At 70.0% G+C, this 26,243-nt stretch carries 17 protein-coding genes; 15 read left to right on the top strand and 2 right to left on the bottom strand.

Going from position 1 to position 26,243, the window contains the following annotated elements; genetic code table 11:
- The first annotated feature begins 203 nt into the window (after positions 1-203).
- The 3 genes from trkA to V7Z54_RS04790 are packed head-to-tail and all read left to right on the top strand — an operon-like array spanning position 204 to position 4,561.
- Positions 204-1,595 (top strand): Trk system potassium transporter TrkA, encoded by a 1,392-nt coding sequence (gene trkA, locus V7Z54_RS04800; protein ID WP_334134767.1) that lies wholly within the window; start codon positions 204-206, stop codon positions 1,593-1,595.
- A gap of 22 nt (positions 1,596-1,617) precedes the next feature.
- Entirely contained in the window at positions 1,618-3,090 is a 1,473-nt protein-coding gene (locus V7Z54_RS04795) for a TrkH family potassium uptake protein (protein ID WP_334134765.1), read from the top strand.
- Positions 3,091-3,103: 13 nt separating this feature from the next.
- A complete protein-coding gene (locus tag V7Z54_RS04790; RefSeq protein ID WP_334134764.1) occupies positions 3,104-4,561 on the top strand; it encodes a TrkH family potassium uptake protein in 1,458 nt (485 codons plus the stop codon).
- A 44-nt stretch (positions 4,562-4,605) separates the two neighbouring features.
- Here the strand turns inward: V7Z54_RS04790 and chrA are convergent, their stop codons facing one another.
- Both chrA and V7Z54_RS04780 read right to left on the bottom strand, forming a co-directional pair.
- Positions 4,606-5,808: a chromate efflux transporter gene (gene chrA / locus V7Z54_RS04785; RefSeq protein ID WP_334134762.1), complete on the bottom strand. Its 1,203-nt coding sequence runs from the start codon at positions 5,806-5,808 to the stop codon at positions 4,606-4,608.
- A 31-nt stretch (positions 5,809-5,839) separates the two neighbouring features.
- Complete coding sequence (locus tag V7Z54_RS04780) at positions 5,840-6,940, bottom strand: AraC family transcriptional regulator (RefSeq protein WP_334134761.1); 1,101 nt, start codon at positions 6,938-6,940, stop codon at positions 5,840-5,842.
- Between the two features lie 77 nt (positions 6,941-7,017).
- Between V7Z54_RS04780 and V7Z54_RS04775 the strand changes: the two genes are divergently transcribed.
- The 12 genes from V7Z54_RS04775 to V7Z54_RS04720 all read left to right on the top strand — a co-directional run bounded on the left by V7Z54_RS04775 (position 7,018) and on the right by V7Z54_RS04720 (position 26,070).
- Positions 7,018-8,625, top strand: a complete 1,608-nt coding sequence (locus V7Z54_RS04775; protein WP_334134759.1) for a carboxyl transferase domain-containing protein — start codon at positions 7,018-7,020, stop codon at positions 8,623-8,625.
- Between the two features lie 10 nt (positions 8,626-8,635).
- Positions 8,636-9,415, top strand: a complete 780-nt coding sequence (locus V7Z54_RS04770; RefSeq protein WP_334134758.1) for an enoyl-CoA hydratase/isomerase family protein — start codon at positions 8,636-8,638, stop codon at positions 9,413-9,415.
- A 49-nt stretch (positions 9,416-9,464) separates the two neighbouring features.
- The gene (locus tag V7Z54_RS04765; RefSeq protein ID WP_334134757.1) at positions 9,465-11,513 is read left to right on the top strand and encodes an acetyl/propionyl/methylcrotonyl-CoA carboxylase subunit alpha; all 2,049 of its coding nucleotides are present in this window, start codon (positions 9,465-9,467) and stop codon (positions 11,511-11,513) included.
- Positions 11,514-11,617: 104 nt separating this feature from the next.
- On the top strand, positions 11,618-12,538 hold the full coding sequence (locus V7Z54_RS04760) for a 2-hydroxyacid dehydrogenase (RefSeq protein WP_334134756.1): 921 nt from the start codon (positions 11,618-11,620) through the stop codon (positions 12,536-12,538).
- A gap of 18 nt (positions 12,539-12,556) precedes the next feature.
- Entirely contained in the window at positions 12,557-13,501 is a 945-nt protein-coding gene (locus tag V7Z54_RS04755) for a hydroxymethylglutaryl-CoA lyase (protein ID WP_334134754.1), read from the top strand.
- Position 13,502: 1 nt separating this feature from the next.
- Positions 13,503-14,009, top strand: coding sequence for a YbaK/EbsC family protein (locus V7Z54_RS04750; RefSeq protein WP_334134752.1), 507 nt, complete (start codon positions 13,503-13,505; stop codon positions 14,007-14,009).
- 9 nt (positions 14,010-14,018) lie between these two features.
- Positions 14,019-14,357, top strand: a complete 339-nt coding sequence (locus V7Z54_RS04745) for a DUF1289 domain-containing protein (protein WP_334134750.1) — start codon at positions 14,019-14,021, stop codon at positions 14,355-14,357.
- A 93-nt stretch (positions 14,358-14,450) separates the two neighbouring features.
- Positions 14,451-16,175: an NAD(P)H-dependent oxidoreductase subunit E gene (locus tag V7Z54_RS04740; RefSeq protein WP_443082429.1), complete on the top strand. Its 1,725-nt coding sequence runs from the start codon at positions 14,451-14,453 to the stop codon at positions 16,173-16,175.
- Positions 16,172-19,069: a formate dehydrogenase subunit alpha gene (gene fdhF, locus V7Z54_RS04735; RefSeq protein ID WP_334134748.1), complete on the top strand. Its 2,898-nt coding sequence runs from the start codon at positions 16,172-16,174 to the stop codon at positions 19,067-19,069. The genes V7Z54_RS04740 and fdhF overlap by 4 nt, the downstream gene beginning before the upstream one ends.
- 202 nt (positions 19,070-19,271) lie before the next feature.
- Positions 19,272-19,715: a universal stress protein gene (locus V7Z54_RS04730; RefSeq protein WP_334134746.1), complete on the top strand. Its 444-nt coding sequence runs from the start codon at positions 19,272-19,274 to the stop codon at positions 19,713-19,715.
- 143 nt (positions 19,716-19,858) lie between these two features.
- Positions 19,859-25,717, top strand: coding sequence for an excinuclease ABC subunit UvrA (gene uvrA / locus V7Z54_RS04725; protein ID WP_334134744.1), 5,859 nt, complete (start codon positions 19,859-19,861; stop codon positions 25,715-25,717).
- 20 nt (positions 25,718-25,737) lie between these two features.
- The gene (locus V7Z54_RS04720) at positions 25,738-26,070 is read left to right on the top strand and encodes a hypothetical protein (RefSeq protein WP_334134742.1); all 333 of its coding nucleotides are present in this window, start codon (positions 25,738-25,740) and stop codon (positions 26,068-26,070) included.
- The last annotated feature ends 173 nt before the right edge of the window (positions 26,071-26,243 follow it).

The raw sequence follows: 26,243 nt of genomic DNA, 5'->3' as shown, positions 1-26,243 counted from the left end.
CTACAACGCAAGCGCTCGGTTCGATCTCAAATCGGCTCAACATGGGCGCCCGTATGGAAGAGCTGTTGGTATGATGGGGCCGTTGTGGGAGCCTCTCCACAGAAGCCAGTGCGACGGACTGTGGATCCGCATATGATGAGCAAGCTTGTCACAGCAACGCGCTCGGCGGGTGGCTGGGACGTCGACGGCGGGTTGATCTGCGCATGAACATCATCATCTTCGGAGCCGGCCGCGTGGGCGAGAGCGTCGCCGAAAGCCTGGTGTCCGAACAGAATGACATCACGGTTATCGACCAGGATCCGGCGCGCGTGCGCGCGCTGGAGGAGCGGCTCGACCTGCGCGGTGTCGTCGGCAACGGCATCCAGCCCTCGGTGCTGGCCGAGGCGGGCGCCAAGGATGCCGATATGATCATTGCGTGTGCGGCGCTGGACGAGTCCAATCTGGTGGTGTGCAAGGTGGCGCACGACGTCTTCCAGGTGCCGACGACGATCGCCCGCCTGCGCTCGCCCGAGTTCGAGGAAGGCGGTGCGCTGCTGGGCAAGGCGGGCTTCGCGGTCGATCACGTGATCTGTCCGGAAGAGTCGGTGATGCGCTACATCCACCAGCTCATCGACTACCCGGAGGCGCTGCAGGTGGTGCAGTTCGCCGAAGGCCGGGTGTGCCTGACGGTGGTGCGTGCAGCCGCTGGCGCGACGCTGACCGGCTACCGCATTGGCGACATTCGTGAGCGCCTGCCCAACGTGCCGATGCGGGTGGTGGCGCTGTACCGGCAGGATGCCGAGGTGCCGCTGGACGCCGACACCCGCATCCAGCCGGGTGATGAGGTCTTCGTGCTGGCCGCTGCTGACCAGATCCGCCGCGTGCTGGCGGCCATCCACGCGGTGGACCAGCCGGTGCAGCGGGTCATGATCGCCGGCGGTGGCAAGGTGGGGCTGCGGCTGGCGCGTTCGCTGGTGGGGCAGTGCCAGGTGAAGGTGATCGAGAGCAACCTCAAGCGCTGCGAGTATTTGGCCAGCCAGCTGCCCTCCAGCACGCTGGTGCTGCACGGCGACTGCGTCGATGAGGCGCTGCTGGAGGAAGAAAACGTCGCCGCGATGGACCTGTTTCTGGCCCTGACCAGCGACGACGAGGACAACATCATGGCGGCCATGCTGGCCAAGCGGCTGGGAGCGCGGCGCGTGCTGGCGCTGATTAATCGCCGCGCCTATGCCGAGATGATGCAGGGCAGCACGATCGACATTGCCGTCTCCCCGGCGCAGACCGTCATTGGCGAGCTGCTGGCGCACGTGCGGCGCGGCGACGTGGTGGCGGTGCACAGCCTGCGGCGCGGCGCGGCCGAAGCGCTGGAAGGGGTGGCGCGCGGCGACGTGCGCACCTCGCGTCTGGTGGGGCGGCGCGTGGAAGAGATCAAGCTGCCGCCCGGGGCGCGCATCGGTGCCATCGTGCGCGGCGATGCGGCCGATGCGCAGGTGCTGATGCCGCACCACGATACGCTGATTGAGGCCGACGATCACATCATCATCTTCATCCCCAACAAGCGCCTGGTGCGCGAGGTGGAAAAACTGTTCCTGGTCGGGGCGACGTTCTTCGGCTAAGCGCTCTGGCGTGTCATAAGCCATGCCTTTCGTGCGGATTGCGCCCATCTTTGGCGTCGTCGTCTTGGTGTTCTCCCTGACCATGGGGGTGCCGTATGCAGCGGCGGTGGCGCTGCACGACGGCACCGCCGCGCTGTGGGCGTGGTCGGCGCTGTTCGGTGCGGCGTGGGGATCGATCATCTGGCGCGAGGGGCGGCGGCGTGCGGGTCCGCAGCCGGATCTGCAGCCACGCGATGGCATGCTGCTCGTGGTGCTGGCGTGGACGGTATTGCCGGCGCTGGCTGCGCTTCCGCTGCTGCTGTTTTATCGCCAGCACGGCGGCCAGCTGAACTTCATGCAGGCTTACTTCGAGACCGTGTCGGCCATGACCACCACGGGAGCCACGGTGCTGACCGGGCTGGACGCGCTGCCGGCGTCGGTGAACCTATGGCGGGGTCTGCTGCAGTGGTTGGGGGGCATGGGCATCCTGGTGCTGGCGGTGGCCGTGTTGCCGATGTTGGGTGTAGGGGGACAGCTGTTGCGTGCCGAATCGGCCGGACCGATCAAGGACGCGCGCCTGACACCGCGCATCGCCCAGACCGCCAAAGGACTGTGGACGGTGTACGCGTTGATCTCCTTGGCTTGCCTGTTGGCCTATCGGTGGGGGGGCATGTCGTGGCTGGACGCGTGGATCCACATGTTCACCACCATGAGCCTAGGCGGCATGTCGTCGCACGACGCCAGCTTTGCCTACTTTGCGTCACCGCGTCTGGAGTGGATTGCCACGATGTTCATGCTGGTGGCCAGTGGCAGCTTTGCGCTGTATTTTGCGGCGCTGGTCAAGCGCGATCCGCGCCGCATCTGGCGTGATGCTGAGTGGCGCGGCACGGTGGTGTTGATGGTGGCGTCGGTGCTGATCGTGGCTGCCCTGCTGTGGTGGCGTGGGGTCGAGGCGGACCCGGCGACGGCGCTGCGGCTGGCCGCGTTCAACGTGGTGTCGGTGGCCTCCACCACCGGCTACGCCAGCACCGACTACCTGCAATGGCCGGTGTTTGCGCCGATCTGGATGTTGATGCTGTCGGGTATGGCCACCAGCGCCGGCTCCACTGGCGCGGGCATCAAGATGATCCGCCTGCTGATGCTGCTGAAGCTGGCGCATCGGGAGCTGGCGCGCATCGTGCACCCGCGGGTGGTCAACCCGGTGACGCTGGGCGGCCGTGCGTTGGATGCGGCGGTGTTGTACGCGGTGCTGGCGTTCATGCTGGTCTACGGCGGCACGATCGCGGCGTTGACGCTGGCGTTGCTGCTGACCGACATGCCGTTTGACACGGCGTTTTCGGCGGTGGTGGCATGTGTGAACAACCTGGGCCCGGGCTTGGGCGAAGTGGGGCCAGCGGGCAACTACGCGGGTCTGAGCGCGACGCAGCTGGCCATCTGCACGCTGGCCATGATCATGGGGCGGCTGGAAATGCTGTCGCTGCTGGTCATTCTGACCCCGGGCTACTGGCGCAAATGACGGGAGGCAGCGCATGCATCTGGGACCGGCGCTGTATGTCTTTTCGCACGTGCTGATGGCCTTTGCGCTGGTGTTTGCGGTGCCCATGGCGTGGGCATGGTTCCACGACGACCTGACGCACGAGATGCTGTGGGCCCAGGCCGCAGCGCTGACCCTGGCCAGCGGCGCCGCGTTGTGGGGGCTGACCCGCCGCTGGCGGGGCGAGCTGGCCACGCGCGACGGCTTCGTGCTGGTCAATCTGGTGTGGCTGGTGCTGCCTGCCTACGCGGCGCTGCCGCTGTGGTGGATGGTGCCGGGCATTACGTGGCATCACGCCTATTTCGAGGCCATGAGCGCGCTGACCGCCACTGGCGCCACCGCGCTGTCGGGGCTGGACCGCCTGCCGGTGTCGATCAACGTTTGGCGCTGTTTTTTGCAGTACGTGGGCGGGCTGGGGGTGATGCTGCTGGTGGTGGCGGTGCTGCCGATGCTGGGCTTAGGGGGGATGCAGCTGTACAAGGCCGAAACCCCGGGCCCCATGAAGGACCAGAAGCTGACCCCGCGCATTGCCGAGACGGCGCGGGGGCTGTGGGGCGTGTATTTCGCCTTTTCGCTGCTGTGCCTGCTGGCCTACCGCTGGGCGGGCATGAGCTGGGCCGACGCCTTCATGCACATGTGCACCACCATGGGGCTGGCCGGCTTTTCATCGTACGACGCCAGCATCGGGCACTTCCAGTCGCCGGCGGTGGAGTGGGTGGCGGTGGTGTTCATGGCGCTGGCCGGCATCAGCTTTTTGCGCTACTTCATGGTGCTGCGCGGCTGGACGCTGCGGCCGCTGTGGCAGGATCGCGAAATCCGTACCTACGTGGTGGTGCTGGGTGCTGCGATTGCCCTGGTGACGGGTATGTTGCTGGTCGAAGGCGTGTATGCGGATCCCCCGACCGCGCTGCGGCTGGCGGCCTTTCATGTGCTGTCGCTGGCCACCACCACCGGTTACGCCACCACGGACTATCTGCAGTGGCCCGTGTTTATCCCGATATTTTTGCTTTTTCTGGGTACGTTCGTGTCGTGCGCCGGCTCTACCGGTGGTGGCATCAAGATGGTGCGCATGGTGCTGCTGATCAAGCAGGCGCGGCGCGAACTGGTGCGTATCATCCATCCGCACGTGGTCAACCCGGTGACGCTGGGCGGGCAGGCGGTGCCGGCGCAGGTGATGGCGGCGGTGCTGGGCTTCATGCTGATTTATGGGGCGGCCACCATGGGGCTGACATTTTTGCTGTTACTGTCCGGCTTGGACCTGGTGACGGCGTTTTCGGCAGTGGTGGCCACCGTCAACAACATCGGCCCCGGTCTAGGGGAGGTTGGGCCGGCGGGTAACTACGGTGGTTTGTCACCGTTTCAGCTGTGGGTGCTGAGCTTGGCCATGCTGCTGGGCCGGCTGGAGCTGCTGAGCGTGCTGGTGCTGTTCACGCGCGCGTTTTGGCGGCGCTGAGGGCGTGCGCCTGCCGCCCCGGGCGGCGCGTGGCGGTGCCCTGTTCAGTGCGGGCCCACGAGCGTGCCGCCGGCAGCGTACAGCGCCACCAGCGCCCAGGCGGGCACGCGACCGCTGAGCAGCAGTGCCAGCGCCACACCTGCTGCCAGCGCGCTGCCGGCACCCTCGATGGCGGCGCTCCCGGCATGCACCAGCGCCGCGGCCAGCAGGCCGACTACTCCCGCGTGCACGCCCTCCAGCATCGGCTGCAGCCGCGGGTGCTGGCGCCAGCGTGCCCAGCCGGGCAGCGTGCCCGCCAGAATCAGGAAGGCCGGGGCGTAGATGGCCAATAGCGCCACGGTTGCGCCCATCCCGCCACCCAGCGGCGGCGGCAACGCCGCGCCGACATAGCTGGCGATGGTCAGCAGCGGCCCCGGCATGGCTTGCACCGCGCCGTAGCCGGCCAGAAAGGTGGGGGCGTCGATCCAGCCTGGGCCCACCACTTCCGCCTGGATCAGCGGCAGCACCACGTGCCCGCCGCCAAAGATCAGCGCACCGATGCGGTAGAACGCATCCACCACCGGCCACCAGCCGCCAGGCGCCAGCCGGGCCAGTACCGGCAGCACCACCAGGGCGGCACCAAACAGGCTCAGCCACAGGGCGGCCGCGCGGTGGCCCACGCGCAGCGGCAGCGGGTTGGCCGGCTGCGGTGGCAGATGGCGAAAGGCCCACGTCCCGAAGCCCGCGCTGAGCGCGATCAGCACCGGCTGCGCCAGCGCCGCAGGCCACGCCAGCGCCGCCGCGGCCACACCAGCGGCCCAGGCCAGCCGCACACCGCCAGGGGCGTAGGCACGGCGCATGCTCCAGACGGCGTGCGCCACCACCGCCACCGCGGCCACCATCAGCCCCTGCAGCAGCCCCGGCGGCACTCCCGCCGCCGGCGCGGTGCCGGCCAGCCACAGGGCCAGCGCCGCCATCGCCACGGCCGACGGCAGCGTGAAGCCCAGCCAGGCAGCCAACGCCCCCGGGTAGCCCTGCCGCAGCAGGCCCAGCGCCATGCCCACCTGGCTGCTGGCGGGGCCCGGCAGCACCTGGCACAGGGCCACCAGGTCGCCGTAGGCGCGCGCATCCAGCCAGGCGCGGCGCAGCACGAACTCGCGCCGGAACACTTCCAGATGCGCTACCGGGCCGCCAAAGCTGGTCAGGCCCAGGCGCAGAAACAGCACGCCGATGGCCACGCACTCGCGGATGCGGTCGATCGCGGACATGCCGCGATCATGCCCGATTGACCGCTGCCCGTCAGGATCCAGCCCCCGGGTGCGACTTGCCCGCCCCACGACGGAAGCGGGTCGGCGTCTGGCCGGTCCACGCCCGGAACGCGCGCAGAAAGCTCTTGTCGCTGTCGAAGCCCACCTGGGCGGCGATGCGCTTGACGGGCCAGCGGGTGCGCTGCAGCAGCTCGCTGGCGAGGTCGCGCCGCACCTCGTCCTTGAGGGCCTGCAGCCGGGTGCCGGCGGCGGCCAGCTGGCGCTGCAGCGTGCGCAGTGACACCTGCAGGCCCTGCGCCAGTGCGGCGGCATCGGCGCCCGGGTGGGTGCGCAGCCAGGCGCGTGCGCGCTCCACGACCAGCCGATCGTGCCGGTAGGGTCGCACCATCAGGCGCACCGCATGCGGCAGCATGGCGCGCAGGGCGGCGTCGTCGCGGCGCAACGGCTCGCGCAGCACGTGGGCGGCGAAGGCCACGCGCGTCTGCGGTTGGTCAAAGCGCAAGCGCGCGCCCGGAAACAGCCACGTATAGGCATCAGCGTGCAGCGGGGCGGGGTATGCCAGCTCCAGCTCCAGCAGGGTCAGGCGCGCGTCAATCAGCCAGGCGGCCAGCCCGAGTGCATTGCGCAGCAGCGAGACGTGTGCGAACTCACGCACGGTGGCGCGATCGGCAACCCCGGGCAGATCGCTGCCCGGGGCGCGCTGCTCCTGCACAGTTAGTGTGGCGGCGTCGCCGTTGCGCTGCAGGATCAGCCGCATGTCCTCGGTCAGCAGCGCATGGTGGCGGCACCAGCGTGCCAGCGCCAGCCCCAGATCGGGTGCGGTCAGCGACGCGCGCGCCAGCAGGCCATAGCTGCCCCAGGGCAGACGGCGCGCAAACCAGCCGAGGGCCTCGTCGTCGAGTTCGCGCATGGCGCGCACGGCCAGTCGTTCGAACGGCAGGCTGGTCAGACGCGCGCTGGGGGTGTGCAGTACGCCGGGGTCGATGCCGGCGTCGAGCAGCGCTGGGGTCGCATCGCGTCCGACTCGGGCATAGGCCAGTGCGATGGCGCGCACGAACGCGGCCGGGGTGGCGGCTACCGGCGCGCGTGTGGCTGCGGGTGACCGCGATGGGTAGGTGGATTTTGGTGACATTTTTGGCGCATTATGCAACCCAGACCGGCGCTGCGGGGACTGGTGCGCGGTGCGGGGCCGACGCACAATCACCGGACATGAGTACCCTGTCCACCCAGTTGAATCCCCGCTCGTCCGAGTTTCAGACCAACGCTGCGGCCATGCGCGCCCTGGTGGACGACTTGCATGCCCGCATCGCGCAGGTAGCGCAGGGCGGCGGCGCGGCGGCCCGCGCCAAACATGTGGCGCGCGGCAAGCTGCTGCCGCGCGAGCGCGTTGAGATGCTGCTGGACCCCGGCACGCCGTTTTTGGAAATCGCGCCGCTGGCGGCGCTGGACATGTACGACAACGAGGCGCCGTGCGCGGGGCTGATCGCTGGCGTGGGGCGCGTGTCGGGGGCGGAGTGCGTCATCGTGTGCAACGACGCCACGGTCAAGGGGGGTACGTACTATCCGATCACGGTGAAAAAACACCTGCGCGCGCAGGAAATCGCACAGCACAATGGCTTGCCGTGCATCTACCTGGTGGACTCGGGCGGCGCGAATCTGCCCAACCAGGACGAGGTGTTCCCCGACCGCGACCACTTCGGTCGCATCTTCTACAACCAGGCCAATATGAGCGCGCAGGGCATCCCGCAGATCGCGGTGGTGATGGGCTCGTGCACCGCGGGCGGGGCCTATGTGCCGGCGATGAGCGACGAGACCATCATCGTCAGGAACCAGGGCACGATTTTTTTGGGCGGGCCGCCCTTGGTGAAGGCCGCCACGGGCGAGGTCGTCAGCGCCGAGGACCTGGGTGGCGGCGATGTGCACACGCGCCTGAGCGGCGTGGCCGACCATTTGGCGGAAAACGACTTGCACGCACTGGCCTTGGCGCGCGAAGCGGTGGGGCGGCTCAACCGCCGCAAGGCTTGGCCGGTGCCACGCCGCGAACCGCGCGCGCCGCTGTACCCGGCCGAGGAGCTCTACGGCATCATCCCCACCGACACGCGCAAGCCGTTCGAGGTGCGCGAGATCATCGCGCGCCTGGTGGACGGCTCCGAGTTTCACGAGTTCAAGGCGCGCTATGGCACCACGCTGGTGTGCGGCTTCGCGCACATCGAGGGCATACCGGTGGGCATCGTGGCCAACAACGGCATCTTGTTTGCCGAAAGCGCCGACAAGGGCGCGCACTTCATCGAGTTGTGCTGCCAGCGCAAGGTGCCGCTGGTGTTCTTGCAGAACATCACCGGCTTCATGGTCGGCCGCAAGTATGAAAACGCCGGCATCGCGCGCGCCGGCGCCAAGATGGTGACGGCGGTGGCTTGCGCCCAGGTGCCCAAGTTCACCGTCATCATCGGCGGCTCGTTCGGTGCGGGCAACTACGGCATGTGCGGGCGGGCGTATTCGCCGCGTTTTCTGTGGATGTGGCCCAATGCGCGCATCAGCGTGATGGGCGGCGAGCAGGCCGCCAGCGTGCTGGCTACGGTCAGGCGCGATGGCATCGAGGCCAAGGGCGGCACCTGGAGCGCCGAGGAGGAGGAGGCGTTCAAGGCACCGATTCGCGCCCAGTACGAGCGCCAGGGTCACCCGTATTACGCCACCGCACGCCTGTGGGACGACGGCGTCATCGACCCCATCGACACGCGGCGCGTGCTGGCGCTGGGGCTGTCGGCGGCGATGAACGTGCCGATTGCCGACACGCGCTTTGGCGTGTTCCGGATGTGAGAGGGTGACCATGGCGAATCTGACCGTTGCCGTGACCGGCCAGCGCGCCACCGTGACGCTGGCGCGTCCACAGCTGCGCAATGCCTTCAACGATGAGTTGATCGCCGAGCTGACCGAGGCCTTTCGCACGCTGGGCGGGCGCGACGATGTGCGCGTCATCGTGCTGGCTGCCGAGGGGCCGGCGTTTTGCGCCGGCGCTGACCTGAACTGGATGCGCCGCATGGCCGACTACAGTCGCGACGACAACCTGGCCGACGCCGCCCGGCTGGCGGCGATGCTGCGCACCATCGATGCCTGCTCCAAACCCACCGTGGCGCGCGTGCAGGGCGACGTGTACGCGGGTGGCATGGGTCTGGTGGCGGTGTGCGACATCGCGCTGGCGGTACCGACAGCGGGTTTTTGCCTGAGCGAGGTCAAACTGGGCCTGATCCCGGCCACCATCGGCCCCTACGTGGTGCGTGCCATGGGTGTGCGCGCGGCGCAGCGCTACGTTTTGACTGCCGAGCGCTTCGACGCCGCCGAGGCGCTGCGCATCGGGTTCGTGCACGAAGTGGTGTCGGCCGAGTTGCTGGACGCACGGGTGGACGCCATCGTGCAGGCCCTGTGCAGCGCCGGCCCGGCGGCGGTGGCAGCGGCCAAGCGCCTGGTGCGCGACGTGGCCGATGCCCCGCTGGACGACGCGCTGGTGGCGCGCACGGTCGAGGCCATTGCCGATATCCGTGCCAGCGCCGAGGGGCGCGAGGGTGTGCAGGCGTTTTTGCAGAAACGCCAACCGTCCTGGCTGGGGTGAGCCCCAGGGGCTCACGCTGGCGCAGGAACGGGATGGGAAATCGATGACCATGTTTGACAAGATCCTGATTGCCAATCGCGGCGAGATCGCCTGCCGGGTGGCCGCCACTGCGCGGCGGCTTGGCATCCGCACCGTGGCTGTGTACTCCGAGGCCGACGCCCAGGCGCGCCACGTGGCGGCCTGCGACGAGGCGGTGTGCATCGGTGGCGCCGCGCCCAAGGACAGCTATTTGCGGGCCGAGCGCATCATCGACGTGGCCCGCGAAACGGGTGCGCAGGCCATCCATCCGGGCTACGGCTTCCTGAGCGAAAACGAAGCCTTTGCACAGGCGTGCGCGGATGCGGGGCTGGTGTTCATCGGCCCGCCGCCGTCGGCCATTGCGGCCATGGGGCTGAAGGCGGAAGCCAAGCGCCTGATGGCGGCCGCCGGGGTGCCGCTGGTGCCAGGCTACCACGGCGCCGACCAGGACCCGCGGCTGCTGCGCGCCGAGGCCGACCGCATCGGCTACCCCGTCCTGATCAAAGCCAGCGCCGGCGGCGGCGGCAAGGGCATGCGGCGCGTCGATGTGCCCGAAGCCTTCGACGAAGCGCTGGCGGCTTGCCAGCGCGAGGCGCTCAACAGCTTTGGCGACGCGGCCGTGCTGATCGAAAAGTACGTGCAGCGGCCGCGTCATATCGAAATCCAGATTTTTGCCGATGCGCACGGCAACGTGGTGTATCTGTTCGAGCGCGACTGCTCGGTGCAGCGGCGCCACCAGAAGGTGCTGGAGGAGGCGCCCGCCCCCGGCCTGCCCCCCGAGTTGCGCGCGCGCATGGGCCAGGCGGCGGTGGCGGCGGCGCGTGCGGTCGGCTACGTCGGCGCGGGCACAGTGGAGTTCATCGTCGAGCAGCCCCAGGGCTATGAGCATCCACAAGCGATGCGCTTTTACTTCATGGAGATGAACACCCGGCTGCAGGTTGAGCACCCGGTCACGGAGGCCATCACCGGGCTGGACCTGGTGGAGTGGCAGCTGCGCGTGGCCGCCGGTGAGCCGCTGCCACTGGCGCAAGACAAGCTGCGCTGGCACGGGCATGCGATCGAGGCGCGCATCTGCGCCGAAAACCCCGACAACCAGTTCCTGCCTGCCACTGGTCGGCTGCGCGTCTACCGCAAGCCGCCGTGCAGCGCTTTTACCGTGGCGGATGTGCGCATCGACGATGGGGTCACCGAGGACGATACCATCAGCCCGCACTACGACTCGATGATCGCCAAGCTGATCGTGCGCGGTGAGACGCGCGCGCAGGCGCTGGCGCGGCTGGAGGCGGCGTTGGCGCAGCTGCACATCGTGGGCGTGGCCAACAATGTGGAACTGCTGCGCCGGGTAGTGCGCAGCGCGTCGTTTGCGCATGCGCGGCTGGACACGGCGTTGATCGAGCGTGAGCGCGAAGCGTTGTTCGGACCGCCAGCGCTGCCGTTGCCGATGGCCGCCGCCATCGCGTTGGCGCACACGCTGGCCACCGAAGCCGACGCCGCGCGCGCTGAGGCCGCCGCGGCGGGCCACGACCCTTGGGGTGCGCGCGACGGCTTTGCCAGCCACGGGGAGCGCCACCGGCGCTTCGCTTTCCAATGGGGCGACGACACGGTGTCGGCACACCTGACCTGGCGTCGCGACGGCACCCGTTGGCTGGTGGTGGGGGAAGGAGACGGCGCTGCGGCCGGCGCGCTGGCGTGGCAAGCCGACCCGGGCGGTGGGTGGGCGTTGGGGGTATCGTTCGCCGGACAGCAGGTGCGCACCACCGTCTATCCCGACGGCGAACGCCTGTACCTGTTCACCCCGCTGGGCTCGGCCAGCATCGTCGAGATCGACCTGCTGGCTCATGCGGGCGATGCGGCCACGGAAGGCGGGCGCCTGACCGCGCCGATGCCGGGCAAGGTGGTGGCTCTCCTGGTGCAAGCGGGCGATGCCGTGCGCAAGGGTCAGCCCCTGGCGGTGCTGGAGGCCATGAAAATGGAGCACACCATTGCCGCGCCCGCTGACGGCACCGTGGCCGAGTGGCTGTACGCGCCGGGAGACCAGGTGCCCGAGGGGGCGGAACTGCTGCGGCTGCAGATGCGATGACGGGGCATGGCAATGGTGCAGGCGCGCCGCGCGGCTCAACGGGCAGCCTCGCATCGTCCGCTACCGGACACCTTGCTAGGCTGGCTTGAGGTACGCTTGCGCCGATGATCGTCACCTTCTGCTGTACCGACACCAAGGCCGAGCCGTGGCTGGCTGGGTTGCGCGCCGCATTGCCCGAGGCGACCGTCGACGTCTGGCAGCCGGGGGCGCCACCGGCGGACTACGCCGTGGTGTGGACACCGCCGCAGGCGTTTTTGGATGAGCAGCCGCGCTTGCGTGCGCTGTTCAACATCGGCGCTGGGGTAGATGCGTTGCTGCAGCGACGCATCGCGCCACAGACGCTGATCGTGCGCTTGGACGACGCGGGCATGGCGGTGCAGATGGCCGAATACGTTTGCCACGCCGTCATCCGGCACTTTCGCGAGTTCGACGCCTACGACGCTGCGCAGCGCCAAGGGCAGTGGGCGCTTCGCAAACCGCGCCGGCGCGAGGACTGCGTGGTCGGTATTCTGGGGCTGGGCGTGCTGGGCACGCGGGTGGCGCAGGCGCTGCGTGTGTTCGAGTATCCGGTGCTGGGCTACAGCCGCACACCCAAAACGGTGCCGGGCGTCGAGGTGCTGCACGGCGCAGCGGGGCTGGGCACATTGCTGGCGCGCAGCCAGGTGCTGGTCAACCTGCTGCCGCTGACGCCGCAGACGCGCGGCATTCTCAGCCGCGCCACGCTGTCGCGTCTGCCGCCGGGGGCCTACCTGATCAACGCGGCGCGCGGTGCGCACCTGGTCGAAGATGACCTGCTGGCGCTGCTCGACAGCGGTCACCTCAGTGGTGCCACGCTGGACGTGTTTGCCACCGAACCGCTGCCGCCCGACCACCCCTTTTGGCGCCATCCGCGCATTACGGTCACCCCGCACACGGCGGCCCGCACCCTGCGTGATGAAAGCATTGCCCAAATCGTTGGCAAGATTCGCGCGCTGGAGCGTGGCGAGCCGATCAGCGGGGTGGTCGATCCGGCGCGAGGCTACTGACCGACGCACAGATTGATCATGAAAACGGCCACCTTTCCCCCCCGTGTGCGGCTCATCGATGTGGCACCGCGCGACGGCCTGCAAAACGAGAAGCAGCCGGTGCCCACGGCGGTCAAGATCGAGCTCGTGCACCGCCTGCAGGCGGCGGGACTGCAAGAAATCGAAGTCACCAGCTACGTGTCGCCAAAGTGGGTGCCGCAGATGGCCGACAACCACGCCGTCATGGTCGGTATCACCCGCCAGCCAGGGGTGCGCTACTCGGTGCTGACGCCCAACCTGAAGGGCTTGGAAGCGGCGCTGGCCGACCGGCCCGACGAGATCGTGGTGTTTGGCGCCGCCAGTGAAGCCTTCAGCCAGAAAAATATCAACTGCAGCATCGCCGAGAGCATCGCGCGCTTTGCCCCGGTGGTGGAGGCGGCGCGCCGGGCGGGTATTGCGGTGCGCGGGGCGATGAGCTGCACCGTCGGCTGCCCTTACGAGGGCGAGGTGCCGCCCGAGCGCGTGCGCTGGCTGGCCGGCTTGATGAAAGGCATCGGTGTGCAGCGCGTGGACGTGGCCGACACCATCGGCGTGGGCACGCCGCTGCAGGTGCAGCGGGCCATCGACGCCACGCTGGCGCACTACGACATCGACCACATCAGCGGCCACTTTCACGATACCTACGGCCAAGCGCTGGCCAACACGCTGGCGGCGCTGCAGATGGGGGTGTGGAATTTTCAGTGCTCGGTGGCCGGGCTGGGAGGTTGCCCTTACGCGCCGGGGGCTACCGGCAACGTCGCCACCGAGGACGTGGTGTACCTGCTGCACGGGCTGGGCATCGACACGGGGATCGACCTGCAGGCGCTGGCCGACGTCGGCGCGTGGATCAGCGCGCAATTGGGGCGTCCCACCGCGTCGCGCACGGGGCGCGCGCTGCTGGCCCGCCGTGCGGTCCGCAGCGCGTCTGGCACCGGGGCTCACTGAGATGTGCGGCGCGCAGGTCAAGCCCTTGCCCGAAGGGGTGTGCCGGGTGGCTGCGGTGCTGCAGGCGCTGGGTGCCGAGCACGCGCCGGTGCTGTTGGACGAGGCGGCGCGTACCGCGCAGCAGGCCGCCGATGCGCTGGACGTGGCGTTGGGACAAATCGCCAAGAGCATCGTCTTTCGCCGCCAGCCGGACGATGCGGCGGTGCTGGTCATCACCAGCGGTGACCGCCGGGTGGACGAGGCCAAGGTCGCGCCGCTGGTGTGCGCGCCGGGGCAGTCGCTGGCACGCGCCGATGCGGCGTTCGTCAAGACGGCCACCGGGTTTTCGATCGGGGGTGTGGCCCCGCTGGCGCACACCCGTGCGCCGGTGACGCTCATCGACGCCGAGCTGTGGCGTTTCGATGTGATCTGGGCTGCGGCGGGCCATCCACATGCGGTGTTTCGGCTGACCCCGGCGCAGCTGCGGGCTTGGACGGGCGCACCGGTGGCCGACGTCACCGTGCGCTAGCATCGGGTCATGACCACACCCCCACCGGTTCGCCAGCTCCTCTCGTTGGCCGACGCCCTGCGCCGCAGCCCAACGGGCGCACCGGTGCCGTCGCCCTGCGTTGGCGTGTGCCGCATCGACGCCACCACCGGCTGGTGTGCGGGCTGCTGGCGCACCCTGGACGAGATCGCGGCCTGGGGCAGCAGTGATGCGGCGCAGCGGCTGCGCATCTGGGCTGAGGCTGAGCGACGACAGGCACTGGCGTTTCGCGCCGTTATCCGCGATGATGGATGGCGGACGTCGGCGGCAAAGACGACAGACACCGGTTCTCGCTGTCAGGAAAAGGCCCATTCATCGGATCCGTTGTGAGATGCGGGTCAGCGCATGGCTGGGTGTCGCGCGCGCCACGTCGTCGTCGGAAAGGAGCGATCGGTGAACCAGCCCGTACAAGAGCGCCCCCTGATGCGGGCGGGGCGACCCACTCCCAAGGGACGCACCCCCTCGTCGCAGGCACGCGACACGGTGCAGCGGCTGTGCGGGGACCTGCCCGCCCAGCGCGACCTGCTGATCGAACACCTGCACCGGCTGCAGGATGCGTTGGGGGGCGTGACGCGCGACGTGCTGGCCGCGCTCGCCGAGCGCCTGCGACTGAGCCAGGCCGAGGTGTATGAGGTTGCCACCTTCTACCAGCATTTCCGCGTGCTGGACGAGGGTGGGGTGGCCCCCCGCGTGACCGTTCGGATCTGCACCAGCACGCCGTGCGCGATGGCGGGTGCCAGGGATTTGCTCGCCCGTGTGCGGGCCGCCGTTGGCGACGACGCCACGGTGGCGGTGGAGGCGGCACCCTGCCTCGGGCAGTGTCACCGTGCGCCTGCGGCCTGGGTAGGGCAGCGGCAGGTGGCGCCGGCCGAAGCCTCGGCGCTGGTGGCGCTGGCCGCCCAGGGCGACACCTCACCTCGTCCGCTGCCAGCCAGTGGTGCCCCGGCACAACCACACGACTACGCACAGTTCGAGCGCCTGCTGCGCGGCGAGCTGCGACCGATCGACGTGCTGCGCGAGCTCGAAGCCAGCGGCCTGCGCGGTCTGGGCGGAGCGGGGTTCCCCGCTTGGCGCAAATGGGCCACGGTGGCCGGACAGCCCGCGCCACGCTACGGCGTGGTCAACGTGGACGAAGGCGAGGTGGGGACCTTCAAGGACTGGCATACGCTGGCGTACGAGCCGCGTGCCGCCCTGGAGGGCATGCTGATCGCCGCCGCGGTGGTGGGGTTGGAGCGGGTATGGATCTATGTGCGCGACGAGTACCCGGACGTGCGCGCGCTGCTGCAGCAGGAGCTGCAGGCGCTGCAGGCGCGGCTGCTGACATGGCGGCAGCGCTACCCGGCTGCCTTTGGCGCGCCGCATCCCCACACGCCCGGGCAGCGCCCGCTGCTGCCGGCGGCGGGGCCGGTAATCGAGCTGCGGCGTGGTGCCGGTGCCTACGTGTGCGGTGAGGAGTCGGCGCTGATCGAGTCCCTTCAGGGCCGGCGGGGCTGGCCGCGGCTGCGCCCCCCCATCACGGCGGTGTGCGGTGTTTTTGGGCGGCCAACGCTGGCCCACAACGTCGAGACCCTGTGGTGGCTGCCCACGGTGCTGCGCGACGGTGGGGCCGCGTGGGCGGCCGCAGGTGTGCGCGGCCGCAGTGGCTGGCGGCACTACAGCGTCAGTGGACGGGTGCGCCAGCCGGGCTGCTACCGGCTGCCCGCCGGCAGCACCGCGCGAGAGCTCATCGAGGCCGCTGGTGGTATGGCCGAGGGGCACCGGCTGTACGCCTTCCTGCCCGGCGGAGCGTCGGGCGGCATTTTGCCGGCGGCGCTGGCCGACGTGCTGCTGGACTTCGACACGCTGGCCGAGTACGGGGCCTTCGTCGGCTCGATGGCGCTGATCGTGCTGTCGGAGGCCGACCGCGCGCGCGACGTGGCCGTGGACATGATGCGCTTTTTCGCGCATGAGTCGTGCGGGCAATGCACCCCGTGCCGTGCCGGCACCACCCAAGCGCTGGCGCTGATGCAGGCGCCGGCGTGGGACCAGGGGCGACTGGCCGATTTGTCGCAGGTGATGCGCGACGCCTCCATCTGCGGCTTGGGGCAGGCCGCGCCCAACCCCATCGACAGCGTGCTGCGCTACTTTGCCCACGAGGTGACGCCATGAGGGAAGGCACTGCACCGGAGGTCCCGCCGCGCGCAACGGCAGACGGGGTACTCTCGTTCACGCTGGATGGTCGGTCCGTACAGGCGCGTCCCGGCGAGACAATCTGGGACGTGGCGCACCGCGTCGGCACCGAACTGCCCCACCTGTGCCACCGGCCGGGCCTGCCCCCAGCCGGCAACTGCCGTGCCTGCGTGGTGGAGGTGGTGGGGGAGCGCACCCTGGCGGCCTCTTGCTGCCGGCTACCGGAGCCCGGCATGAAGGTGCGCACCGACAGCGCGCGGGCGCAGCGGGCGCGCCGGACGGTGCTGGAACTGCTGGCCGCTGACGCCCCCGACAGTGCGGCGCTGCACGCTGACAGCGAGCTGGCGCGCTGGCAGCAGGCCACCGGCGCGCAGCCCGCGCGCTGGCCGGCCCGCGGTGCGGTGCAGGCCACGGCGGTGCCGGACACCAGTCATCCGGCGTTCACGGTGCGGCTGGACGCCTGCATCCAGTGCACCCGCTGCGTGCGCGCCTGCCGCGACGTGCAGGGCAACGACGTGTTGGGCATGGCCGGCCGGGGCGCGCTGGCGCGCATCGTGTTCGACCAGGGCGACGCGGTGGCCGACAGCACCTGCGTGGCCTGCGGCGAATGCGTGCAGGCGTGCCCCACCGGGGCGCTGGCCCCGGCCAATGGCGCGTTGGCCCGACGGGCCGAGCAGCAGGTCGACACCGTGTGTCCCTACTGTGGCGTGGGCTGTGCGGTCACGGTGCACGTGACGCAGGGCCGGGTGGTGCGCGTGGAGGGGGCCAATGGCCCGGCCAACGCCGGTCGGCTGTGTGTCAAGGGCCGCTTTGGCCTCGACTACGTCCACCACCCCGGGCGCCTGACGACGCCACTGGTGCGCCGGCCTGGTGTGCCCAAAGACCCGGGGCTGCTGCTGCCGGGGCCCGAGGGTCGCCCTGACGAGGCGGCGTGGCTGGCGCAGTTCCGTCCCGCCACGTGGGACGAGGCGCTGGATATCGCCGCCGCGGGCCTGGCGCGCGTGCGCGACGCCGCCTGGGCCGCGGGCCTGCAGGGCCGCGCGATGCCGGTGGCGGGCTTTGGCTCAGCCAAGGGTAGCAACGAAGAAGCCTACCTGTTCCAAAAGCTCATCCGCAGCGCGTTCCGCACCCACAACGTCGATCACTGCACCCGGCTGTGCCACGCCTCCAGCGTGGCGGCGCTGATGGAGGCGGTTGGCTCGGGCGCCGTCAGCAACCCGGTGCGCGACTGCGCGCTGGCGGACGTGATCGTCGTCATCGGCGCCAACCCGGTGCAAAACCACCCGGTGGCGGCTACCTGGATCAAGAACGCGGTGCGCCGCGGCGCACGCCTCATCCTCATCGACCCGCGCCGCACCGAGCTGGCGCGTCATGCCTGGCGCACGCTCACCTTTACCCCCGGCACCGACGTGGCGCTGCTCAACGCGCTGCTGCACGTCATCGTCAGCGACGGACTGGTCAACGAGGCCTTCGTGGCCGAACGGGTGCGCTGCGGTGATCTGGAGGCGCTGCGCGCACATCTGCAGCCGTTTACGCCCGAGGCGATGGCGCCGGTGTGCGGCATCGACGCGGCGACCCTGCGCGAGGTGGCGCATGCCTACGCCACATCCCCCGCCAGCATGATTTTCTGGGGCATGGGCGTGGCCCAGCACAGCCATGGCACCGACAACGCGCGCGCCCTCATCGCCTTGGCGTTGCTGACCGGCCACATCGGCCGACCGGGTACCGGCCTGCATCCGCTGCGGGGCCAGAACAACGTGCAGGGCGCCAGCGATGCCGGGCTGATCCCGATGGTGTTGCCGGACTACCACCGCGTCACCGAACCGCAGCACCGCGCCGCGGCCGAGTCTGCCTGGGGGTTGCCGGCGGGCTTCCTGCCCGATGAGCCTGGACTGACGGTGGTGGAGATCATCGACGCGGCCGCCGCGGGGCGCATCCGCGCCATGCTGATCCAGGGCGAGAACCCGGCCATGAGCGATCCCGATGCGGGCCATGCCCGCGCCGGCCTGGCGCGGCTGCAGCATCTGGTGGTGTCGGACATTTTCCTGACCGAGACCGGCGCGCTGGCCGACGTGGTGCTGCCCGCCGCCGCGTGGCTGGAGAAGACCGGCAGCGTCACCAACACCGACCGTACGGTCCAGCTCGGCCGTGCGGCGCTGACGCCCCCGGGTCAGGCGCGGGCCGATGCCTGGATCCTGGAGCAGCTGGCGCGCCGCCTGGGGTTGGCGTGGCGCTATGACATCGACCCGCTGGGCGGCGCGCCCGAGCCGGACAGCGGCATTGGCCGTGTGTTCGACGAAATGGCTGGACTGATGCCGGCGCTGGCCGGCCTGCGCTGGGAGCGGCTGCTGCAGGTGCAGGCCATCACGCATCCGGTGCCCACGGCCGACGATCCCGGGCACCCGGTGGTATTTACCGAGCACTTTGCCACCGCCGACGGGCGTGCCCATCTGGTGCCGGCGCGTCTGGGTGCGCCGGCCGAGCCACCCGATGCCCGTTATCCTTACATCCTCATCACCGGGCGGCAGCTCGAGCACTGGCACACCGGCGCCATGACCCGGCGCAGCGCCGTGCTCGACGCGATCGAGCCGATGCCCCACGTGAGTCTGCATCCGCAGACCCTGCGCGCGCTGGGCGTGCGCGCGGGCGACGAGGTGCGGCTGCGCAGTCGTCGCGGCGAGGTGACGGTGGCGGTGCGGGTCGATGAAGCGATACCGGAGGGGGTGGCGTTCCTGCCGTTTGCTTACGCTGAGGCGGCCGCCAACCTGCTCACCATCGCAGCCCTCGACCCGGTGGCCAAGATCGCCGAAGTCAAGTACTGCGCAGTGGCCATCGAGCCCGTGGCGGCTACGGCGGCGCTGGTGTCCGCGTGAGGTCCTGCCCCACGCCCCGGGTGTGGTCGGCGGGTGCGCGGGCGATTTGACGCAGCGCAAGTCGGCGCGGCAGCGGCGATCCGCCACCGCTTGTCAGCGCCGCGCCAGCCGCTAAGATGCCGGCAGGTTTGGCCGGCGGCCGTATCCACCCCCGTGGCAGCCGCGTGCCGGGCCGCTCCCCTCGAGGAAGGAGAACCGCATCATGTTCAAGAAAATCCTGGTTCCCGTCGATGGTTCGGCGCTGTCGCATGCCGCCGGCGAATTGGCTGCGGATCTGGCGCGCCAGCACGGCGCGCAGATCGTGGGTGTCTATGTCATCGACCCTTTTCCGTATATCGGCATCGGCGAGGCCTCGGCAGTTGGGCTGCAGGCGTACCTGGCCGAAGCCAAGGCCGCGGCCGACCAGGCGCTCAGCGATCTGAGGGCGGTGTGCGAGGCGCGCGGCGTACCGTTCGTCGGTGACACCATCGAACGCAACGTCACCTACGAAGGTATCCTGGAGACGGCACAGGCCGAAGGCTGTGACCTGATCGTCATGGGTTCGCACGGCCGCAAGGGCGTGCAGGCGTTGATTCTGGGCAGCGTGGCCCAGAAGGTGCTGACGCACGCCAAGGTGCCGGTGCTGGTCGTCAAGCCACGCGACTGAACGCTGCGGCGTCAACTATCCCGGCGTGGGCGGGCCACACCGCGCCGGGTGCGGGCAGCAGTGGCGCAGGGCGGCGCACTGCAGGGATATGGGGGCGACCCTAGAATCATTGGCTCCGTCTCGTTCGCAGTCTCCTGCCGCTCATGACCGCCCGCCTGCCCGCCCCCGCTTCCGACGCCGACGACGGCTTGCCGCTGCAGGGCGTGATCCGCATCCGCGGTGCCCGTCAGCATAACCTCAAGGGGTTGGATGTCGATGTGCGCATCGGGCAATGGACGGTGGTCACCGGCCCCAGCGGCTCGGGCAAGTCCAGCTTGGTGTTCGACACCCTCTTTGCGGAAGGGCAGCGCCGCTACGTCGAGACATTTTCAGCCTACGCGCGGCAGTTTCTCGACCGCATGGACAAACCGGCGGTGGACGCCATCGATGGCGTGCCGCCAGCCATTGCCATCGACCAGACCAACCCGGTGCGCAATTCGCGCTCCACGGTTGGGACGATGACCGAACTCAACGACTATTTCAAGCTGCTGTTTGCGCGCGCCGCGCGCCTGTTCGACCGCGACACGGCGCTGCCGGTGCGCCACGACACGGTCGAAACCATCGTGACCGACTTGCAGGAACGCGCCCGAGCGGCGGGTGATCCGCGCTTGGTGGTGACCTTTGCGGCCACACTGCCTGCTGACGTTGGCGAGGCCGAGGTGCAGCAGTGGCTGGCCGCCAGCGGCTACCCGCGCGTGCAGGCCGAGCGCGTCGAGGGCGGCCAGCGCGTGCTGGACGTGGTGGCCGACCGCTTTCGGCTCGGCAGCGCCGAGCCGGCCCGGGTGGCCGAAGCGGTAGAGGCCGCGCTCAAGCGCGGCGGCGGGCGCCTGACCGTTTATGCATTGACCGACGGCACGCCGCCGCAGCGCTGGCGCTACTCGACCGGCTTGCACTGTCCGGACAGCGATATCCGCTACAGCGAGCCGCGCCCGGCGCTGTTTTCGTTCAACTCGCCGGCGGGGGCCTGCGACACCTGCCGCGGCTTCGGGCGCGTCATCGGGGTGGACTGGAACCTCGTCATTCCGAACGACAAACTGACGCTGCGCGCCGGGGCCATCAAGCCGCTTCAGACCCCGGCCTTTCGCGAGTGCCAGGACGACCTGCTGCGGCACGCCGAGGTGGCGGGCATACCACGCGACACGCCCTGGTATCAGCTGACTCCCGAGCAGCAGCGCTGGGTGCTGGAGGGCTCGCCGCACTGGAGCGGCGACTGGCAGCGCCAGTGGTATGGCATTCGCCGCTTTTTCGAGTACTTGGAGAGCAAAGCGTACAAGATGCACATCCGGGTGCTGCTGTCCAAGTACCGCAGCTACACCGAGTGCCCAGCGTGCGGCGGTGCGCGCCTGAAGACCGAGGCCCTGCTGTGGCGGCTGGGCGAACGTGAAGACGCCGACGCCGTGCTGCCGCCGGCGCAGCGCTTTCGCCCGCGCGGCGTGGCTTGGAGCCAGGAACAACTGCAGGCGCTGCCCGGGCTGTGTCTGCATGACCTGATGCGCCTGCCGATCGAGCGGCTGCGCGTATTCATCGAGCGGCTGCGCGCGCGGCTGGATGCGCTGCCGGCGGGCGAGCGGCAGGCGCAAGGGTTGCTGTACCAAGAAATCGCCACCCGGCTGCGCTATCTGTGCGACGTGGGGCTGGGCTACCTGACGTTGGATCGGCAAAGCCGCACGCTCTCCGGCGGCGAGGTGCAGCGCATCAACCTGACCACGGCGCTGGGCACCTCGCTGGTCAACACCCTGTTCGTGCTGGATGAGCCCTCCATCGGCCTGCACCCGCGCGACATGGCGCGCATCAACCAGGCGATGGCGCGGCTGCGCGACGCCGGCAACACCCTGGTGGTGGTGGAACACGACCCGGCGGTGATGCTGGCCGCCGACCGCATCCTGGACATGGGGCCGGGGCCGGGGGAGCGCGGTGGGCACATTGTGTTCGACGGCACGCCCGAGCAGCTGCGCCATGCCGACACGCTCACCGGCCAGTACCTGTCCGGGCGGCGCCAGATCGGCTTTGGCGTCAAGCGCGCCGTCACCGATGCCACGCCGCGCCTGATTCTGGAGGGCGCGCGCCAGCACAACCTGCGCGGCATCGACGTCGCGTTTCCGCTGCAGCGCTTGGTCGTCGTCACCGGTGTCAGCGGCTCGGGCAAATCTACGCTGGTGCAGGATATTCTGGCACCGGCGCTGCTGCGCCATTTCGGCCAGCCCGCCGAGGCCCCCGGTGCGCACGAGCGGCTGCTCGGTGCCGATCACCTGGACGGTGTGGTGTTCGTGGACCAGTCGCCCATCGGCAAGACGGCGCGCTCCAACCCGGTGAGCGTGGTGGGTGCCTGGGACCCGATCCGGGCGCTGTTTGCCGACACCCCGCTGGCGCGCGAGCGCGGCTACACCGCGGCCAAATTTAGTTTCAACAGCGGCGACGGGCGTTGTCCCACCTGTGGCGGCTCGGGTTTCGAGCACGTCGAGATGCAGTTTCTCTCCGACGTGTACCTGCGCTGTCCGGACTGCCATGGCCGCCGCTACCGGCCCGAAGTGCTGGAGGTGCGGCTGGAGCGCGCCGGACGTTGGCTGAACGTGGCCGACGTGCTGGAGCTGACGGTGGCCGAGGCGGTGCAGTGCTTTGGCGCCGACCGCGACGTGGCGCGCGCGCTGCAGCCCTTGCTGGATGTGGGGCTGGAGTACTTGCGGCTGGGGCAGCCGGTGCCGACGCTGTCCGGCGGCGAGGCGCAGCGCCTGAAACTGGCCGCCCACCTGGCCGAGGCAGCGGCGCAGGCCGAGCGCAGCCGACGCCCGGCGCGCGCGGCGGCAGCAACCCCGTGGCCGGCGGTGCCGCGTGCGCGTGGCACCCTGTTTCTGTTCGACGAGCCCACCACCGGGCTGCACTTCGACGACATCGCCAAGCTGATGCGGGCGCTGCGCAAGCTGCTGGAGGCCGGGCATTCGCTGATCGTCATCGAGCACAACCTGGACGTCATCCGCGCCGCCGACTGGGTCATTGATCTGGGGCCGGAAGGCGGCGACGGTGGTGGTACGCTGGTGTTCGCTGGCCCGCCCGAGGAGCTGCGCCAGCACCCCAGCAGCCACACCGCCGCAGCGCTGCGCGACTACGCAGAGGCGCTGCGCCCGGCGGCGGCGCTGCGCGAGCCGGCCCCTTCATGGCGAGTGGCGCGGCCCGACGTGCCGCAGGCCATCCGCATCGTGCACGCGCGCGAACACAACCTGCGCAACCTCTCGGTCGACATCCCGCACGGGCGCTTCACCGTCATCACCGGCGTCAGCGGCTCGGGCAAATCGACGCTGGCGTTCGACATCCTGTTCAACGAGGGGCAGCGGCGCTATTTGGAAAGCCTCAACGCCTACGCGCGCAGCATCGTGCAGCCGGCCGGGCGGCCCGAAGTCGATGCCGTCTGGGGCATTCCGCCCACCGTGGCCATCGAGCAGCGCCTGTCGCGCGGGGGCCTGAAGTCCACCGTCGGCACCGTCACCGAAATCTGGCATTACCTGCGGCTGCTGTTCGTCAAGCTGGGCGTGCAGCACTGCGTGCACGATGGCGCTGCGGTGCAGCCGCAGACCCCCGAGCGCATCGTGGCGCAGCTGATGCAACGCCACCGCGGCCGTGTGGTCGAGCTGTTGGCGCCGCTGGTGGTGGCGCGCAAGGGGGTCTACACCGAATGGGCCGAGTGGGCCGCGCAGCGTGGCTATGCTTATTTGCGCGTGGACGGTGCACTCGTGCCCACGCACGACTTTCCCCGCCTGGACCGCTTTCGTGAGCACACCATCGAGCTGCCGCTGGCGCGATTGGCCGTGACCCCCGATGGCGAGGACGCGCTGCGCGCGGCGGTGACGCTGGCGCTTCAGCATGGGCGCGGGGTGCTGCACGTGCTGATGGAAGGTGAGGACACACCCACCGTCTATTCGGTGCGGCGCGCCTGTCCGGTGTGTGGCACCAGCTACGCCGAGCTCGATCCGCGCCTGTTCTCCTACAACAGCGCGCACGGCTGGTGCCCGGACTGTCTGGGCACCGGGGTGCAGCTGACGCGCGAGCAGCGCCGTGCCCTCGACGACAGCCGGCCAAGCGATGACGAGCGTGGGCGCGAGCAGAGCTTTGCTGAGCCCGAGCTCGAGGGCTTGAGCCAGCAGCCCTGTGCGAGCTGTGGCGGCACGCGCCTCAATGCCACGGCGCGCGCGGTGCGTTTTCGCGGTCAGGCCATCACCGACATTGCGCGTCTGAGCGTGGGCGAGGTGCAGGCGTGGGTGGCGGCGCTGCGCGTCCCCGGTGCCCTGAGTGCGCGCGAAGCGGACATTGCGCGCGACCTGCTGGCCGAAATCGACAGCCGCCTGCGCTTTCTGCAGCGGGTGGGGCTGGGTTATCTGACGCTGGACCGCGGCGCGCCGACCCTCTCGGGTGGCGAGGCGCAGCGCATCCGGCTGGCGGCGCAGCTGGGCTCCAACCTGCAGGGGGTGTGCTATGTGCTGGATGAGCCCACCATCGGTCTGCATCCGCGCGACAACCGCATCCTGCTGGATGCGCTGCAGATGCTGCAGCGGCACGGCAACACGCTGGTCGTGGTCGAGCACGATGAGGACACCATCCGCCGCGCCGACCACTTGATCGACATCGGCCCCGGCGCGGGTCGGCTGGGCGGCCAGGTGGTGGCGCAGGGGACGCTAGACGACGTGATGGCCGCTGCCGACTCGGTGACCGGGCGCTATCTGCGCGACGCCATGCGCCATCCGCTGCAGCCGCGCCGCCCCGTGGCTGCGCCCGTGGCGGCGCCGTCCGCCGGGGTCGCCTCAGGCGGGCGGCGCCGGCGCAAGACGGTTGCCGCAACCCCCGGCGATGACCCGGTGGGTGATCCCGCCGCGCCCATCCCCGCGACGTGGCTGACCGTGCACGAAGCCCATTTACACAACCTGCAGGGCGTCACGGTGGCGCTGCCGCTGCAGCGGCTGGTGGCCGTCACCGGCGTCAGCGGTTCGGGCAAATCCACCCTGGTGCGTGACGTGCTGCTGGCCAATGTGGCGGCGGCGCTGCAGATGCGTGCCTCCCGGGCCGGTCGCGACGCCTGGGCCGCCGGCCGCCGCCCCGCGTGGCATGGCTGCAGCGGGGTGCAGGGGGTGGAGGCGCTGCAGCGCGTGTTGGAGGTGGACCAGACCCCGATCGGCAAGACCCCGCGCTCGTGTCCGGCCACCTACGTCGGCTTCTGGGATGCCATCCGGAGGCTCTATGCCGAAACGCTGGAGGCCCGGGCGCGCGGCTACGGGCCAGGACGCTTTTCGTTCAACACCGGCGACGGCCGCTGCCCCGTGTGCGAAGGGCAGGGGCTGCGCACCATCGGGATGAGCTTTCTGCCCGATGTCAAGGTGCCGTGTGAGGCCTGCGGCGGCGCGCGCTTTAACCCCGAGACGCTGACCGTTACCTGGCGCGGCCGCTCCATTGGCGACGTGCTGGCGATGTCGGTGGACGAGGCGGTGGACTTTTTCGCCTCGATACCGTCGATTGCCCATCCACTGCAGTTGCTGCGCGACGTCGGGCTGGGCTATCTGACGCTGGGGCAACCCAGTCCGACATTGTCCGGGGGCGAGGCGCAGCGTATCAAGCTGGTGACCGAGCTCACCAAGGTGCGTGACGATGTGGGGCGCCGCGGACACAAGGCGCCGCACACGCTGTACGTGCTGGACGAGCCCACCGTTGGGTTGCACATGGCCGACGTCGATCGGCTCATCCGTGTGCTGCACCGCTTGGTCGATGCCGGGCACAGTGTGGTCGTCATCGAGCACGACCTGGACCTGATCGCCGAGGCCGACTGGGTGCTCGATCTGGGTCCCGAGGGCGGCGCTGGTGGCGGTCGGCTGGTGGGAGCTGGCACACCAGAAGACCTGGTGCGGCTGGGCACGCACACCGGGCAGGCGCTGGCGCCGGTGCTGGCGCGCGGTACCGCGGCGGACGCGCCGCCGGTGGCCTGAGGGCGCCGCAGTCCAGCGTCATGCAGCCGCTGCGCCGCACTCTCTGGATCGAGCCCGAGGCGCCGCCCAAGCCGGCGTGGGGTGCCCTCTGCAACGGCTGCGGCGTGTGCTGCCTGCTCGAGCCCTGCCCGCTGGGGGTGCTGCTGACCCGGCGCCGGCGCGGGGCGTGCGTGGCGCTGCGCTGGGTGGCGGCCGAGCGGCGCTACCGCTGCGGGGCGCTGGCCGCCCCGGGCGAGGTGTTGCACTGGGGCGACGGGCCGCTGGGGCGGTGGCTGACGGCGCGGGTGCGCCCGTGGCTGGCGCGCTGGATCGCCACCGGTTCGGGTTGCGACTGCGACTGGGACGTCGGCTGACGGGTCCGCTATCCCGCACCCGCAGCAGCGCGGCGCCTGCCCGTGCGCGCTGTTTGACCTGCCGCAACCCGGGGTGCCACAAACCGTATCAGCATGTGACTGTGCACATGTGCGCATGGTTGAAAGGTTGACATGGATATTGCCGCGTGGATCGAACGCTGGGGCGAACCCGC

Source organism: Tepidimonas sp., assembly GCF_036824975.1.
Taxonomy (GTDB): domain Bacteria; phylum Pseudomonadota; class Gammaproteobacteria; order Burkholderiales; family Burkholderiaceae_C; genus Tepidimonas.
This window is presented reverse-complemented; position numbering and strand designations above follow the sequence as displayed.

Bases quoted from the DNA above. Each gene is read 5' to 3' on its own strand.
- V7Z54_RS04755 (WP_334134754.1), top strand. From the start codon at position 12,557: ATGAAAACGGCCACCTTTCCCCCCCGTGTGCGGCTCATCGATGTGGCA.
- chrA (WP_334134762.1), bottom strand. From the start codon at position 5,808: ATGTCCGCGATCGACCGCATCCGCGAGTGCGTGGCCATCGGCGTGCTG.
- trkA (WP_334134767.1), top strand. From the start codon at position 204: ATGAACATCATCATCTTCGGAGCCGGCCGCGTGGGCGAGAGCGTCGCC.
- V7Z54_RS04760 (WP_334134756.1), top strand. From the start codon at position 11,618: ATGATCGTCACCTTCTGCTGTACCGACACCAAGGCCGAGCCGTGGCTG.
- V7Z54_RS04740 (WP_443082429.1), top strand. From the start codon at position 14,451: ATGCGGGCGGGGCGACCCACTCCCAAGGGACGCACCCCCTCGTCGCAG.
- V7Z54_RS04750 (WP_334134752.1), top strand. From the start codon at position 13,503: ATGTGCGGCGCGCAGGTCAAGCCCTTGCCCGAAGGGGTGTGCCGGGTG.
- V7Z54_RS04770 (WP_334134758.1), top strand. From the start codon at position 8,636: ATGGCGAATCTGACCGTTGCCGTGACCGGCCAGCGCGCCACCGTGACG.
- V7Z54_RS04780 (WP_334134761.1), bottom strand. From the start codon at position 6,940: ATGTCACCAAAATCCACCTACCCATCGCGGTCACCCGCAGCCACACGC.
- V7Z54_RS04720 (WP_334134742.1), top strand. From the start codon at position 25,738: ATGCAGCCGCTGCGCCGCACTCTCTGGATCGAGCCCGAGGCGCCGCCC.
- fdhF (WP_334134748.1), top strand. From the start codon at position 16,172: ATGAGGGAAGGCACTGCACCGGAGGTCCCGCCGCGCGCAACGGCAGAC.
- V7Z54_RS04795 (WP_334134765.1), top strand. From the start codon at position 1,618: ATGCCTTTCGTGCGGATTGCGCCCATCTTTGGCGTCGTCGTCTTGGTG.
- uvrA (WP_334134744.1), top strand. From the start codon at position 19,859: ATGACCGCCCGCCTGCCCGCCCCCGCTTCCGACGCCGACGACGGCTTG.
- V7Z54_RS04775 (WP_334134759.1), top strand. From the start codon at position 7,018: ATGAGTACCCTGTCCACCCAGTTGAATCCCCGCTCGTCCGAGTTTCAG.
- V7Z54_RS04765 (WP_334134757.1), top strand. From the start codon at position 9,465: ATGTTTGACAAGATCCTGATTGCCAATCGCGGCGAGATCGCCTGCCGG.
- V7Z54_RS04745 (WP_334134750.1), top strand. From the start codon at position 14,019: ATGACCACACCCCCACCGGTTCGCCAGCTCCTCTCGTTGGCCGACGCC.
- V7Z54_RS04790 (WP_334134764.1), top strand. From the start codon at position 3,104: ATGCATCTGGGACCGGCGCTGTATGTCTTTTCGCACGTGCTGATGGCC.
- V7Z54_RS04730 (WP_334134746.1), top strand. From the start codon at position 19,272: ATGTTCAAGAAAATCCTGGTTCCCGTCGATGGTTCGGCGCTGTCGCAT.